Origin of the sequence: Pseudomonas sp. NFACC14, from assembly GCF_900106885.1 — a bacterium.
Lineage (GTDB): Bacteria > Pseudomonadota > Gammaproteobacteria > Pseudomonadales > Pseudomonadaceae > Aquipseudomonas > Aquipseudomonas fluorescens_AA.
On record NZ_FNOA01000009.1, the window covers coordinates 51,188 to 64,066 of the forward strand.

Consider the following 12,879-nt stretch of genomic DNA (forward strand, 5'->3'; position numbering starts at 1 on the left):
TCCATGGCGAATGAAGTCCTGTTGGGGTTAAAAATCGGTGGGGTTGTTTCAGGCAGTTTCAATGCGGCCTTCGGCTCAGCCAAATCCACTGTGCAGCAGCTCGGGCGGGCCACCGATGGCCTCACCGTCAAGCAGCAGACCATTGGCAACGCGCTGTCGGCGTCCCTGGCACGCGGCGGCACTGGCCTGGTAAACCTGCGTCGTCAGTACGACTCGCTGGGCAGCACCATCGACCAACTCAAAGCCAAGCAAGACAGCCTCACCGCCAGTATCGAGCGCGGTGCGGCGCTCAAGGGCAACCGCCGTGAGCTGCGCGGTCAGGCCATGGAGGTCATCGGTACCGGTGTAGCGTTGGGTGCGCCCGTGATGAAGTCATTCAATACAGCGGTCGATTTCCAGGACCAGACCCGCGACATCGCCATCACCGGCGGCTTCAACCCAGCGCAAGAACAGCGCCTGAGCGCGGCCATGCGTGGTGCGGCGCTCAGGTGGAACCAGACCCAAACCGACATCGCCAACGGTACCGCCATCCTCATCGCCGGCGGCCTCGACAACCTGCAAGAGCTCACCGCATACGCCCCGGTCATGGCAAAAACGGCCACCGCCACCCGCGCCAGCATGAAAGATTTGGGCTCGGTCGCCATCGCGCTCAACGACAACTTGGGCATTGGCGCGGCAGGCCTTGAGCGCGCCATGAACATGCTGGCGTTTGCCGGTAAAAGCGGTCAGTTCGAACTGGCCGACATGGCCAAATGGCTGCCGCAGCTCACGCCCCAGTTCGCCTCCTTGGGCATTACCGGCGAGCGCGCCGTGGCCGAGATCGGCGCCTCGCTGCAGATCGCCCGGCGCGGGGCCGGCAGCAATGATGAGGCCGCCAACAACTACAAAAACTTCCTTTCAAAACTCACGGCACCGGAAACACTCAAGGCTTTTGAAAAGGCTGGTATCGACCTGAAGGGCAGTATAAAAAACCTGGTCAGCGAGGGTTTGTCGCCCGCGCAGGCCATGCTCAACATCCTTACCGCCCACCTGGGCAAAAAAGCCCCGGCCGCAGCCGCCGAGTACGGCAAAGCGCTGAACATCAAGGACGAACAAGAACGGCAGACGGCACTGGCCCGGCTCGATGAAGCCTATAAGCTCGGCGCGTTATTTGCTGATCAGCAAGTCCTGTCCTTTATCCGGCCCGTCTTGGCGAATCAACAGGATCTGGCCAGTATCGAACAAGGCAGTAAAAGCGCCGCCGACCAGGGCCTGCTCGATCAGGACTGGGCCAAGCGCATGGGCAGTTCCAAAGAGCAATTGAAAGAGCTGCGCAACAACCTGACCGACATCGGCCTTTCAGTCGGCAGCGCGCTATTGCCCGCCATCGTCGACGTCAGCCGCGCCGTGGTGCCACTCATGCGCTCGTTTTCGGCCTGGTCAGAACAGCACCCAGATCTTATTCGCGGCGTGGTCGGCTTGGTGGGGGGCCTGCTGCTCGGCAAACTGGCCTTCATCGGCGTGGCCTACGGCGCCCAGCTGGTCATGGCACCGTTCGTGGCCATGACCACCACCGTCACCGCACTGTCTGCCAAGTGGGCGTTGCTCCGTGGCCTGTGGCAGACGGGAACATTTGCGCCGCTCATCACGCGGCTAAGCCGTATCGGCGGTGGGTTGCTCAAGGTCGCCCGCGGTGCGCTGTTCTTGGGCAAGATGCTTGGCGGTACGTTGTTGGTCGGGTTGAAACTCGCCGGGCAAGCCGTCCTGTGGCTTGGCCGAGCACTGATGCTCAATCCCATTGGGTTGTTGATCACCGGTATAGCGCTGGCGGCGTACCTGATTTACCGGCACTGGGCGCCGATCAAAACGTTCTTCACCGGTCTGTGGGCCGAGGTAACCACTAGCTTTAGCGGTGGTCTGTCCGGCATCGTCGGCTTACTGGTCAATTTCTCTCCGGTCGGGTGGTTCTATCGCGCCTTTGCCAGTGTCATGACTTACTTGGGCATTGATCTACCGGGCACGTTCACCGAGTTCGGCGGCCTGCTGGTCACAGGGCTGGTCAACGGCATCAGCAACATGGCCGGCGCCCTCAAAGACAGTGTCGTGGGCATCGGGTCGTCCGTTAAGGGCTGGTTTACCGAAACCTTGGGCATTGAGTCCCCCAGCCGGGTTTTCATCGGTTACGGCGCTAACCTCAGTGAAGGTGCAGCCCTCGGTATCCGCGCCCAGGCGGGCTTGGTTCGTCAGGCCGCGCTCGGCATGGCCGCACAAAGCGCGGTGGATATGGCGCCGCCCAATCCCGCGCAGGTGACCCAGGCCAGCATGATAGGCGGCACTGGCCGAAGGTCAGCCGTAGCGGGTTCTGAATTCGCGGGCCCAATGACCTTCCATTTCTCGCCTCAGATCAACCTGCCCAGCGGTGCCGGCATGGACCAGATCAACCAAGGTTTACACGCCAGTTATGCCGAATGGGTGCGGCTGATGGAACGCTACCTGCACGACAAACGCCGCCGCAGTTACGGCCCCGCCGATGAGGTCACCGCCTAATGTTTGCCATCTTGGGCGATATTGAATTCACCGTCGCAGGCGGCATCAGCGGCATGGAACACAACGCCTCGGCCGATTGGGCCGAGCATGCGCGCATCCAGGGCAAGCCGTTATTGGAGTGGATGGGCGATGGCCTGGATGAATGCAACCTGACCATCGAGTTACACCCGATGCTCGGCGACCCCGAAGAACGCCTACGGGCGTTACGCCAGGCCAAAAGCCAACATCAGCCGTTGGCGTTCGTCATGGGCAGTGGCGAGTACCTGGGGGCCTATGTCATCAGGCACATCAGCAACACCTTGCGGCGTGCCACCGCGACTGGGCAGACCAAAGCGGCCACTGTGCAGCTCAATCTGGCGGAATACACCGGCACCTTTACGCGCAAAGTCGCGCACCCCGGCTTACTCGACGCCACCCTGAGCGGTACGTCAGCCGCCAATAGCGGTTCACCTGGCTGGATCACCCGCGTGACGCCATCACCCAGCACCACGCAAAAGGTGATCGCCCATGCGAAAACGGCAGCGAACATGCTCAGGGCGGGCCAAAGCCTTTATCACACGGTCAAGGACGGTAACGCCGCCATGATCCTGGGCCAAGTGCCGCAGCTACTCGGCATCACGGCGCGAGTCATCGAGCCGCTGCAAGGGTTAGCCACCGTCGCGGGGTTGCTCGACCACGGCTCAGATTTATCCCGCCTGGGCGAGCAAGTGCTCGGCAACGTCATGGGCGCACGCGCCAGCTTGAACCCTGTTGACCTGGGCAACATCCTCGATCGCTTTTCCGCCTCCCAAGAAGCACTGGACCAGGCACTCAGCACCATGGACGCAGCCAACACGCGATTGGCGGGGCTGGCCGCGCAAGTCTTGACCCGGAGGGCCTGATGTTCATCGCGCATATCACCACCGAGGGCGAACGTTGGGACCAATTGGCTTGGCGGTATTACGGCGACGCCCACCGTTATTTGCCGATCGTCCAGGCCAACCCCCACGTGCCCATCAGCGCCATATTGCCCGCGGGTCTCACCCTCGCCATCCCTGTATTGCAACCGCAGCCCACCACAGAAGACCTGCCGCCATGGATGCGATGATTCCCCAACAGGTGCCACAGGCGCGCTTTGTACTCATCTACCAGCAGCGCAACATCACCCGTAACGTCAGCCAACACCTGCTGTCTTTGTCCTACGCCGATTACCTCACCGGCCAGGCCGATAGCCTGGCGGTCGAGCTGGAAGACACCCAAGGCCAGTGGCGTGACCAATGGTACCCAGGCCACGGCGACAGCCTGGAACTGTCCATCGGCTGGGAAGGCCAGCCCTTGCGCGCCCTCGGCCGTTTCGAAATCGACGAAATCGAACTCAACTGCCCACCCTCGACCATCACACTCCATGGCCTGGCCACCGGCATCAAAACGGCGTTGCGCACCACACAACACCACGCTTACGAAAACACCACATTGGCCGCCATCGCCCAGCAAATCGCCACCCGCCAAGGCCTGCAACTGGTCGGCAACATCCAACCGATCCCACTCGATCGGCTGACCCAGCAAGACGCCGACCTGACCTTCCTGCGTAATCTCGCCGCCGAGTACGACTACGCCTTCAAAATCACCGGCCAACGCCTGGTCTTTCACGCCATTAGCCAGCTCGCCAACGCCGCGCCGGTAGCAACCCTGATACTCCAGGACTTAAGCCGAGTGAACCTGCGCGACCAAATCAAAAGCGTCCCCCAAGCCATCGAGCTCAAACACAAAGACCCCGCCCACAAGCAACTGCTTACTTACACAATCGAAAACGGCGAAACCGTCGCCGTGCCCAGCAGCATCAGCAAAACCACCACCAGCGGCGACACCCAAAAAAGCCGCAAACGCAGCGCCTCCACCGAAGAGTCCAAAGCGAAAGCCAACGCAGAACGGGCCAAAGCCAACCGCGAACGCACCACCGGCAGCTGGGCGGCCATGGGCCGACCCAACCTGGTCAGCGGCAACGTCGTCACCCTGGCCGCGGCCGGCCAACTCGGCGGCCACTACCTCATCACCTCATCCCACCACCGCATCACCCGTATTGGCGGCTACACCGTCGACAAACACGTGTGCCGCGTCCGCACGACCAATCAAGAGCAAACCCCATGAGCATCGACCTGGCCTACGGCGAAGTCAGCGCCATCGACTATCCAAACTGCCGCATCCGCGTCCGCCTGGAAGACCGCGATGGTCTTCAGACTTATTGGCTCAACATTCCTCAACGCAATACCCAGGGCACCAAACGCCGCCCACTCATGCCCGAACTGGGCGAACAGGTTGCGGTGTTGCTTGATGCGGATGGGGTGGGCGGCGTGTACCTGGGCGGGATCTATTCAACTGCTGAACCGCCTCCGGTTGGGGATGAGGATACGGATTATGTGCGGTTTAGTGATGGGACGGTTTCGGCTTATGACCGTGCGGCTGGGGTGATGAGATTGGAATGCGTAGGGGCGTTGGTTATGAAGTGTGCAAGGAACATTACGATTGAGGCAGGTGGGCTCGTGGTGGTGAAAGCATCTTCGGTGACGTTGGATATCTCGCAGGTTACCTTGAACGGGGACCTGCGAGTAAACGGAGACATTGAATCTACGGGATCAATTATGGATACCCGTGGCAATTCAAATCACCATAGCCATTAAAGTCCCGAGCCTTGCTACCGGATTCCTATTCATCACTCGCAGCGGGTGGGGGGACGGCCTTGAACTTTGCCGATCCACGCCCCTGATGCTCGGATAAAGGCTCGTCGCAATGCCTTAGAACTTCGCCGGTGAGCAGGTCAGTCACAGTTTCCAGGTAGCGATCATTGTCTTTGTCCAGCACTCGTTCCTTGTTCACATATCGGCCCAAACGAACGCTAAGTTCTTGGCCGGATTTGAAATGGAGCCTCTGTTTCTTTTTCCCACTCAGATTAGATTGCTTCAGTTTCCCATCTAGCATTTCGAAGACGGGAGAATCAACGGTATCTGAAAGCTCAAGTTCAACGATTCGCTTCCTCGAGCCACATTTAGAACAAGGGTCTCGGTCAGGCTCGCTTGCACGCTGATTCAGCTTCGTTCCGCAGTCGGCGCATTTAACACTCTCGGAATCTGCTGGCATTTTGAAGTCCTTATCGGTTTGTCCTTGATATTAATATGGTATCAACATTTCTGCCTCTTTAAAGCTGATTAAAAGCCGTCTCTTTCAAGCTCACACATCATGGGTGTATGACAACGCCCACTACCCACACCAGTATCACCGCCGCCCATTGGCAGCCCAACCTCGGTACCTCCGGCGAGGTCGTCGAGGGCTTGCGTGACATCGACCAGTCCATTCGCATCATCCTGACCACCCCCAAAGGCAGCGACCCCCATCGCCCGGAATTCGGCAGCGACCTGCACCTGTACCTCGACTGGCCCACCAACCGCGTGACCCCACACCTGGTCCGCGAAGCCGTCGATGCCATCAGCCGCTGGGAACCGCGTATCTCGGTGGTCCAGGTCCACATCCTGATCAATGCGCAACAGATCATCGTGCGGGTGCGATGGGGCATCGCCGGCCAGATTCTCCAATTGACCGAGGTGCCTTATGCGCGAGCTGCCTAAACCCGAGTTCATCAAAATCGACCCGGCAGAGCTCGAGGCGAAACTGATCGCCCGCTACGAACAGAAATCCGGCAAAACCCTGTACCCCGCCCAAATCGAACGGCTGTACATCGACCAGATTGCCTACGCCGTGTCCCGGCTACAGATGAGCATCCAACACGCCGGTGAACAGCTGCTGGTGCGCTTCGCCCGCGGCCCCATCCTCGACTACCTCGGCGAACTGGTCGCCACGCCCCGACTGCTGGCAAAGCCGGCCCGTTGCACCTTGCGCTTCAGCCTGCCCATGCCGGCAATACAGCCGCTACTGATCCCAATGGGTACACGGGTAAATACTCAAGACGTCAAGCTGACCTTCATCACCGACCAAGACGTGACCCTGGCCGCCGGCACTACCCAAGTGACAGTCACCGCCACCTGCCTGACCGTTGGCGAACAAGGCAATGGCTGGACCGCCGGCCAGATCAGTGCCCTTGGTAATCCGCCGATGGCAGGCCTCACCGCAAGCAACACAACGGCCACCGCCCACGGCGCCCAAGACGAAGACGATGACCGCTATCGCGAGCGCATCATCCTGGCCCCCGAAGCCTTCAGTAACGCAGGAAGCCGCGCCGCATATCGCTACCACACATTGGCCGTGCACCAGTCCATCGTTGATGTCGCCGTCCATGGCCCAGACGAAGGCCAACCAGACGGCCATGTCGCGCTATTCCCGCTGACCACCAGCGGCCTGCCAACAGACGACCTACTCCAACGCGTTAGGGCCCAGGTCAGCGGCGAAAAACTCCGACCGCTGTGTGACACGGTTAACGTGTTATCACCCACCGAAGTCGACTATCAGATCAAGGCCAACATCACTTTCTACGCCAATGCAGACCGCCCGACCGCGATGGCAGCCGCACAAGCCGCCGCACAAACCTATGCCGCCGATTGCCGCGCCAGTCTCGGTCGGGACTTGGTGCCGGAACAAATCACCGCATTGCTTCAAGTGACCGGGGTGTACCGCGCCCATCTATTACTGCCGGCAGACCTACGCGAGTTGCAGGGCCATGAGTGGGCAAACTGTTCAGCCATTCAATTAATCGATGCCGGGGTGGTCCATGACTGATCAGCCTCTACCACCTGCATTGGCCGGCGATGAACGTTTCGCACTGTTATGCGAGCTACTAAACCGAGCACTGGCCGAGCTTGATCTCAATGTAATGCTGGTCTATCTGATCGACCTGGTGAAACCCGCGTTACTACCGGTCCTGGCCGACCAGTTCTCGCTCTTGGACGAAGCCGCCTGGCAATTGGCCGAGTCCGAAGAAGCCAAACGCAAGTTGATTAAAGGCGCCGGTGAACTGCACCGCTTCAAAGGCACACCGTGGGCAATCCGAGAAGTCATCCGCCTGCTGGGCTTCGGCGAGGTCACCCTCTTGGAAGGGATACAAGCGCAGCCAAGCACCGAGCCCTCCATCTGGTCGCTATACCGGGTCGTTTTAAAGCGCGTCATCACCAACGACCAGGCGATGCTCCTGCGCCGCCTACTTCTTTCCGTCGCCCCGGCGCGCTGTCGCCTGGTGTCGCTCGACTATCAATCCGTCGCCATCCGCTACAACGCAGTCGCGTGCTACGACGGCCAATACAACCATGGGAGCAGCTAATGGCCGATTTACCCGAGTCTCAAGATTGGGCACCCGGTGTGTACCAGCTCGAAACCTCCGATCCCGTACTAGGCGGGCCGGAGGGCATATCGAATCAACAAGCCAAGCAATTGGCGAACCGAACGTCCTGGTTAAAGAAAAAAATAGAGTCTTTCCTCGACGGCTCAGGCATTAACTTTGCCAGCCAGCAGGAAGCAGAAAAAGGGGTTGAGACCAACAAACCCATGAACGCTCTCAGAGTGTTCCAAGCAATCGGCGCCAAAGTCGTTCAGGCGACCACAAGCACCTCAGGCATCGCGCGGATCGCAACTTCCACCATGGTCAGAGCCGGCACCGACAACCGCACAATCGTGACGCCTAAGATGCTCGCGGCGATGTTCCCGTTCCGGGGGCGGCAGGTCTATAAAGTGCCGGGGGTCTACACCTGGGAAGTACCCTCTGGAGTAACCAAAGTCTGGGTAGAGGTCATCGGCGCTGGTGGCGGTGGTGCGCGACTTACAACGCTCCCAGGTCCCTCCGGTGGTTCTGGTGGCGGGATAGCTCGAAGATTTTACGATGTCAGTGACAAAGCGTCGGTGATAGTCACAGTGGGCGCAGGCGATATCGGCGCTTTAGTTGACGGGGGAACAGGCACCGACGGTGGCACCTCATCATTCGGTACGGCCATAGCGGCCACGGGGGGCGGTGGTGGCTTAATCAACGGGAAAGGAGCACACGGGGGAAGGGGTCATGGTGGCGACGAGAACCATAGTATTGGGATAGCCGGCCACGCGATTGGTGGCTCCACCAGTACCACTTTCCTCGGTGGCGCTGGCGGTGGCGGATCGTCGGGGCCTTCGTGGATAGACGATGTAAAGCCCCTGACTCCGGGACATGGGGGCGGAGGACGAGGCGGCGGTGCCGCCCCTGATGGCGCAGATGGACAGGTGACCATTCAATGGTAACCAGCACCTGGGCACGAATAGAAAACGCAACAGTCGCCGAAGTGACGAACATAGACCCGCAAGACAGATTCCCGCCATCTCTTGTATGGATAACCTGTCCTGACGACACACGGCCAGGCATGCAGTATGCGGATGGAATATTCACGGCTAAACGTGAAACGCCCATTGACCATGCTGCACACATCGCCCGCGTGCGCTACCAGCACGAAACAGCAGGCATCACCGTCAACGGCGTGAATATCGATACCCACCGCGACAGCCAAGCCTTAATCACAGCCGCGGCGCTATCGGCCGTCATCGACCCAACCTACGTGTGTGTTTGGAAAGCCCTAAGCGGCCCGGTCACGCTAACGGCCACCCAACTGATCGACATCGCCACCGCGGTACGCACGCATGTCCAAGCCAGTTTCGACCGCGAGTGTCAGTTGCTGACAGCACTGGCAGAAGGCACCTACAAGGTCGACATGCTCGACCACGGATGGCCCGCGGCGCAGGGGACATAACCATGCAGGAAATACGCTGTGGCGAGTGCCACCGCAAACTCGCCACCGTTCGCAGTTTCACCGAACTACAAATCAAGTGCCCGCGCTGCCGGACACTCAATCACCTGAAGGCCCCGAGCCTCCTATCCGAATGCCCTGAGCATCTGCCCACAAAAGAGCAGACATGCCCCAGCCCACCATTGGAAGCCTGTTCGCAGGCATAGGAGGTTTTGATGTCGGATTCGAAAACGCAGGCTACCGCACCGCCTGGCAAGTGGAACTCAACCCCACCAACCGGGCTGTCCTTGCCGACCGATTTCCACACGCCACCCAGTTCGAAGACGTGCGCCACTGCGGCGCCCACAACCTCAGCCCCGTCGATGTCCTCACCGCCGGATTCCCTTGCCAGGACATCAGCATTGCTGGCTCAAGACCCAACAACAAAGACACCCGAGGCCTGCGCGGCCAAAGAAGCGGTCTGTTCTGGGAAGTCATACGAATCCTCAAAGAGACACAACCTCGCTGGGTGGTGCTTGAGAATGTCGTTAACCTGCTCGCTATCAACGATAGCCAAGACTTTGAAACAGTCATCGGGGCCCTTGCGCAATGCGGGTATGTGGGATGCTGGCGGGTGCTTAATGCTCAATATTTCGGAGTCCCCCAGCAACGTCGTCGCATATTCCTGGTCGCAGGTCATCGACGAATGCCCCCCATCGAGCTGCTGGCTGACGCTGCGCCAGTGGAAGCAATACCTCCAGCGTCTAGCAAGATCCAGTGGCCACGGCCAGCGGATGCATGGGCTGCCAATACTCTATTGGCAAACAAAGCAGGCTCACAAATCGCTATGGGCTGTACAACTTTCATCGCTCACCCGAACGGATGGCATCAGATGGCTGAGCGGCAGCGAACGTCTGAAAATGATGGGCTTTGCCTCGGACTGGATGCGGCCAACCTTGCAGAGGCTTTCGCTGCCGGAAACGCCGTCGTTACGCAAATCGCGCAATGGATTGCCGAAAAGCTAATCAAAGCAGGCTAACAACCAAGACAGCGGGGACATCGTCCCCGCCAACCACCACCTCAACTTTCGAAATTCCCTTGCACCACACGCAAAAAACCTAAACCCTATTTACCTCGCCCCCGAGCCCTAGTTTTTCGTGCTCGGCATCATCTGGTTGAACCTTGTTGAATACAAGGTGAGCCCCTACCCCCACTCCACTGTTGATCGACGCGTCTCTGCAACTGTCGACGATGAGCCAAGCGCCAGGCTCCTATAGCTTATGACTCCCCAGCCCCAAATACCGCTGCGGTGCCACCTTGCGCAGTCGCGCCGCCAAAAACACACCCGCCAGCAAGGCCACGGGAATGATCGCGCAGAGGCCATATGACAAGGCCTTGCTGGCGCCGGTCAGCACATCGAAATGCACCACTGCAATGACCAGGACAGCCAGCAGGGCCACGCAAGAAAAGCCGGGGAAAATCCGCCCACGCCAGAACCCCAGTTTGAGTTCGGGGTGGCGCTGGGCAAAGACCCAGACCGCTGCGGACGTCAGTGCCATCAGCAAAATCACGCACAGCGTCGCCAGGTTGGACAGCCAGGCGAACAGTTGCAGGATCGGATCGGCATCCATGGCGGCGAACATCAGTACCACCACGGCGGAGATCAGGCTCTGCAATGCCGAACCCATGTGCGGGCTCTGGTGCACGCGGTGGGTGGTGCCCAACCGGCTGGGCAGCAAACCGTCACGCCCGATGGCATAGAAATAACGCGCCGCGGCGTTGTGGAACGCCAGCAGCCCGGCATAGATGCTGACCATGAACAGCACACGGATGACCTGGGTCAGGTGCGGGCCGACAAAGTGGTCTGACATGCCATAGATAAATGTCGTCGGGTCCTGCAAGGCCTGAAGCGTGGAGACGATTTTGTCCGCGCCCACGCCAATCACCATCGACCAGACCGACAGCGCGTAGAACCCGCCGATCAGCAAAACCGAACAGTAGGTGGCAATCGGGATCGTGCGTTGCGGGTTCCTGGCCTCCTCGCCATAGATGGTGGTGGCTTCGAAGCCGATGAACGCCGCGAAGCAGAACAGCAAGCCGATGGACGGCGTGCCGCTGAACACATGGCTGCGATCGAACGCGTCGAGATTGATCCCGCTGTCGCCACCGGTCCTGAGAATGGCGAAATCCAGGAGCAGGATCGCCAGGTATTCGGCGATCACAATGACCGACAGCACCCGGGCCGACAGGTCGATCTTGCGATAGCCGAGAATCGCGACGCTCGCCATCGCCATCAGCGAGTACGACCACCAGGGCAATACCAGGCCGAAGACGCTTTCCATCGTGCCGCTGACCACGCCCCCGAACATGCCATACAGCCCGACTTGCAGGATGTTGTAGGCGAACATCGCCAGCACCCCCGCCGCACCACCGGCCAGGCCACCCAGGCCGCGAGAAGTGAAGGCATAGAAACCGCCGGCATTGGTCACGTGCCGGGACATGGTGGTGTAGCCCACCGAAAACGCCAGTAACACCAGCAAGGCCAGGAGCAGCAAGGCCGGTGTGCCGGCGCCGTTGCCCAGCATGATGCCGATAGGGAAGCCGCCGGCGATGACGCTCAAGGGGCTCGCCGCCGAAACCACGAAGAAGATGATGAAGCCGATACCCAGGGCCCCACGCTTGAGCTCCGTGGAGCTATTGACCGGGAGAGGTACACTCATGTTTTCTTGACCTTATTGTATGAGGCAGTCGCTGTAGGATCGGTGCAGTCAATCCCTCGCCGTCACCGGATGGCGTTATTGTTCGTGTCGCACGCTGGACTCGATCCTATGCTTGCCCACGAACGCCCCATTAGCCCAAATCGGTCATCGGCGTGTTCCCCCCGAAAAAGCCAGCCGTCCAGTTGCTCTCGCCTTACTGCAAGGCGATACGCGCCGTCAGTTCCGACGCCGCGCCGGTGACCAGGTCGCACAGGTAGCCCTGGTGGAACGCATGGAACCGCTCGCTACGCCCCACCAGGGTCATGCTCCCGAGCACTCGGCGCTTTTCGTCGAAGATCGGCGCCGCGACGCCACTGCGCCCCGGGTACAGCTCGCTTTCGCTGATGCAGTAGCCCTGCTTGCGGATGGCGAGCAGCCCCTTGGTGAACGGCTTCCACGCCAACCCCTGATGCAGCACTTCGGCGGGCTTCGCGTGGACGTCATAGATGCGGCGGATCTGGCGCGGCAGCAGATAGGCCAATACGACCCGAGCGGTCGCGCTGTGAAAAAGATCGATCGGCCTCCCCCGATCGCCACCCACGGGGCCGGCGTCGGAACCCCGCTGGATCAACACGTTGACCACTGAGTCGCCATGCCATTCGCTGACCAGTGCGTCCAGGCCTGTGTCGGCCACCAGTTTGTCCACCAGGCCCCGGCTGCAGGCCAGCAATGGATCGTAGCGGGCCATCTGATGCTCCAGCGTGACGATCCGTGGGCCGAGTGCGTAGCCGCGGGGCAATCGCTTCAAGAACCCCGCGTCGCCGAGCTCGCGCAGATAACGATAGGCAGTGGCGGGCGTGTAGCCGAGCTCCCGACAAATCACGTCCACATCGATGACCGGCTGTTCAGGGCGGAACAAATCAAAGACCCTGAGCAGACGGCGAAGGCTATTCATCTTTTCGACATCCTTGTGCAGGCCAGCCCGCCCG

The 12,879-nt window shown here is 60.1% G+C and carries 15 protein-coding genes; 12 read left to right on the forward strand and 3 right to left on the reverse strand.

The features are described from left to right. Positions 1-3: 3 nt before the first annotated feature. From BLU85_RS15420 to BLU85_RS15440, 5 genes are read left to right on the forward strand one after another with little or no spacing between them, the layout of a single operon-like run. A complete protein-coding gene (locus tag BLU85_RS15420; protein WP_092200923.1) occupies positions 4-2,526 on the forward strand; it encodes a phage tail tape measure protein in 2,523 nt (840 codons plus the stop codon). After that, complete coding sequence (locus BLU85_RS15425; RefSeq protein ID WP_092200920.1) at positions 2,526-3,407, forward strand: phage tail protein; 882 nt, start codon at positions 2,526-2,528, stop codon at positions 3,405-3,407. The genes BLU85_RS15420 and BLU85_RS15425 overlap by 1 nt, the downstream gene beginning before the upstream one ends. After that, the gene (locus BLU85_RS15430) at positions 3,407-3,613 is read left to right on the forward strand and encodes a tail protein X (RefSeq protein WP_092200917.1); all 207 of its coding nucleotides are present in this window, start codon (positions 3,407-3,409) and stop codon (positions 3,611-3,613) included. Before BLU85_RS15425 ends, BLU85_RS15430 begins: the two co-directional genes overlap by 1 nt. Next, positions 3,601-4,653 (forward strand): phage late control D family protein, encoded by a 1,053-nt coding sequence (locus BLU85_RS15435; RefSeq protein WP_092200913.1) that lies wholly within the window; start codon positions 3,601-3,603, stop codon positions 4,651-4,653. The genes BLU85_RS15430 and BLU85_RS15435 overlap by 13 nt, the downstream gene beginning before the upstream one ends. Beyond that, positions 4,650-5,183, forward strand: coding sequence for a phage baseplate assembly protein V (locus BLU85_RS15440; protein WP_092200910.1), 534 nt, complete (start codon positions 4,650-4,652; stop codon positions 5,181-5,183). Before BLU85_RS15435 ends, BLU85_RS15440 begins: the two co-directional genes overlap by 4 nt. 25 nt (positions 5,184-5,208) lie before the next feature. Here the strand turns inward: BLU85_RS15440 and BLU85_RS30565 are convergent, their stop codons facing one another. Next, on the reverse strand, positions 5,209-5,640 hold the full coding sequence (locus tag BLU85_RS30565; RefSeq protein WP_139207935.1) for a hypothetical protein: 432 nt from the start codon (positions 5,638-5,640) through the stop codon (positions 5,209-5,211). Positions 5,641-5,747: 107 nt separating this feature from the next. Here BLU85_RS30565 and BLU85_RS15450 point away from each other — a divergent pair, with 107 nt between their 5' ends. From BLU85_RS15450 to BLU85_RS15480, 7 genes are read left to right on the forward strand one after another with little or no spacing between them, the layout of a single operon-like run. After that, on the forward strand, positions 5,748-6,125 hold the full coding sequence (locus tag BLU85_RS15450) for a GPW/gp25 family protein (RefSeq protein ID WP_092200904.1): 378 nt from the start codon (positions 5,748-5,750) through the stop codon (positions 6,123-6,125). Then, positions 6,109-7,230 carry a baseplate assembly protein gene (locus BLU85_RS15455; RefSeq protein WP_092200901.1) on the forward strand — a complete coding sequence of 374 codons (1,122 nt, stop codon included), beginning with the start codon at positions 6,109-6,111 and terminating at the stop codon, positions 7,228-7,230. Before BLU85_RS15450 ends, BLU85_RS15455 begins: the two co-directional genes overlap by 17 nt. Further along, complete coding sequence (locus BLU85_RS15460; protein WP_092201099.1) at positions 7,223-7,768, forward strand: phage tail protein I; 546 nt, start codon at positions 7,223-7,225, stop codon at positions 7,766-7,768. Before BLU85_RS15455 ends, BLU85_RS15460 begins: the two co-directional genes overlap by 8 nt. Further along, a complete protein-coding gene (locus tag BLU85_RS31235) occupies positions 7,768-8,712 on the forward strand; it encodes a glycine-rich domain-containing protein (protein ID WP_218190015.1) in 945 nt (314 codons plus the stop codon). Before BLU85_RS15460 ends, BLU85_RS31235 begins: the two co-directional genes overlap by 1 nt. After that, positions 8,706-9,215: a DUF4376 domain-containing protein gene (locus tag BLU85_RS15470; RefSeq protein ID WP_218190016.1), complete on the forward strand. Its 510-nt coding sequence runs from the start codon at positions 8,706-8,708 to the stop codon at positions 9,213-9,215. Before BLU85_RS31235 ends, BLU85_RS15470 begins: the two co-directional genes overlap by 7 nt. Positions 9,216-9,217: 2 nt before the next feature. Further along, a complete protein-coding gene (locus tag BLU85_RS15475) occupies positions 9,218-9,418 on the forward strand; it encodes a Com family DNA-binding transcriptional regulator (RefSeq protein WP_092201096.1) in 201 nt (66 codons plus the stop codon). After that, positions 9,379-10,230, forward strand: coding sequence for a DNA cytosine methyltransferase (locus BLU85_RS15480; protein ID WP_092200898.1), 852 nt, complete (start codon positions 9,379-9,381; stop codon positions 10,228-10,230). Before BLU85_RS15475 ends, BLU85_RS15480 begins: the two co-directional genes overlap by 40 nt. A 232-nt stretch (positions 10,231-10,462) precedes the next feature. Here BLU85_RS15480 and BLU85_RS15485 read toward each other — a convergent pair whose 3' ends face one another. Both BLU85_RS15485 and BLU85_RS15490 read right to left on the reverse strand, forming a co-directional pair. Continuing rightward, positions 10,463-11,911, reverse strand: coding sequence for an APC family permease (locus BLU85_RS15485; RefSeq protein WP_092200895.1), 1,449 nt, complete (start codon positions 11,909-11,911; stop codon positions 10,463-10,465). Positions 11,912-12,104: 193 nt separating this feature from the next. Further along, complete coding sequence (locus BLU85_RS15490) at positions 12,105-12,845, reverse strand: IclR family transcriptional regulator (protein ID WP_092200892.1); 741 nt, start codon at positions 12,843-12,845, stop codon at positions 12,105-12,107. Positions 12,846-12,879: the final 34 nt, after the last annotated feature.

Coding starts and splice junctions, on each gene's coding strand:
- BLU85_RS15420 (WP_092200923.1), top strand. CDS start 4: ATGGCGAATGAAGTCCTGTTGGGGTTAAAAATCGGTGGGGTTGTTTCA.
- BLU85_RS15425 (WP_092200920.1), top strand. CDS start 2,526: ATGTTTGCCATCTTGGGCGATATTGAATTCACCGTCGCAGGCGGCATC.
- BLU85_RS15430 (WP_092200917.1), top strand. CDS start 3,407: ATGTTCATCGCGCATATCACCACCGAGGGCGAACGTTGGGACCAATTG.
- BLU85_RS15435 (WP_092200913.1), top strand. CDS start 3,601: ATGGATGCGATGATTCCCCAACAGGTGCCACAGGCGCGCTTTGTACTC.
- BLU85_RS15440 (WP_092200910.1), top strand. CDS start 4,650: ATGAGCATCGACCTGGCCTACGGCGAAGTCAGCGCCATCGACTATCCA.
- BLU85_RS30565 (WP_139207935.1), bottom strand. CDS start 5,640: ATGCCAGCAGATTCCGAGAGTGTTAAATGCGCCGACTGCGGAACGAAG.
- BLU85_RS15450 (WP_092200904.1), top strand. CDS start 5,748: ATGACAACGCCCACTACCCACACCAGTATCACCGCCGCCCATTGGCAG.
- BLU85_RS15455 (WP_092200901.1), top strand. CDS start 6,109: ATGCGCGAGCTGCCTAAACCCGAGTTCATCAAAATCGACCCGGCAGAG.
- BLU85_RS15460 (WP_092201099.1), top strand. CDS start 7,223: ATGACTGATCAGCCTCTACCACCTGCATTGGCCGGCGATGAACGTTTC.
- BLU85_RS31235 (WP_218190015.1), top strand. CDS start 7,768: ATGGCCGATTTACCCGAGTCTCAAGATTGGGCACCCGGTGTGTACCAG.
- BLU85_RS15470 (WP_218190016.1), top strand. CDS start 8,706: ATGGTAACCAGCACCTGGGCACGAATAGAAAACGCAACAGTCGCCGAA.
- BLU85_RS15475 (WP_092201096.1), top strand. CDS start 9,218: ATGCAGGAAATACGCTGTGGCGAGTGCCACCGCAAACTCGCCACCGTT.
- BLU85_RS15480 (WP_092200898.1), top strand. CDS start 9,379: ATGCCCCAGCCCACCATTGGAAGCCTGTTCGCAGGCATAGGAGGTTTT.
- BLU85_RS15485 (WP_092200895.1), bottom strand. CDS start 11,911: ATGAGTGTACCTCTCCCGGTCAATAGCTCCACGGAGCTCAAGCGTGGG.
- BLU85_RS15490 (WP_092200892.1), bottom strand. CDS start 12,845: ATGAATAGCCTTCGCCGTCTGCTCAGGGTCTTTGATTTGTTCCGCCCT.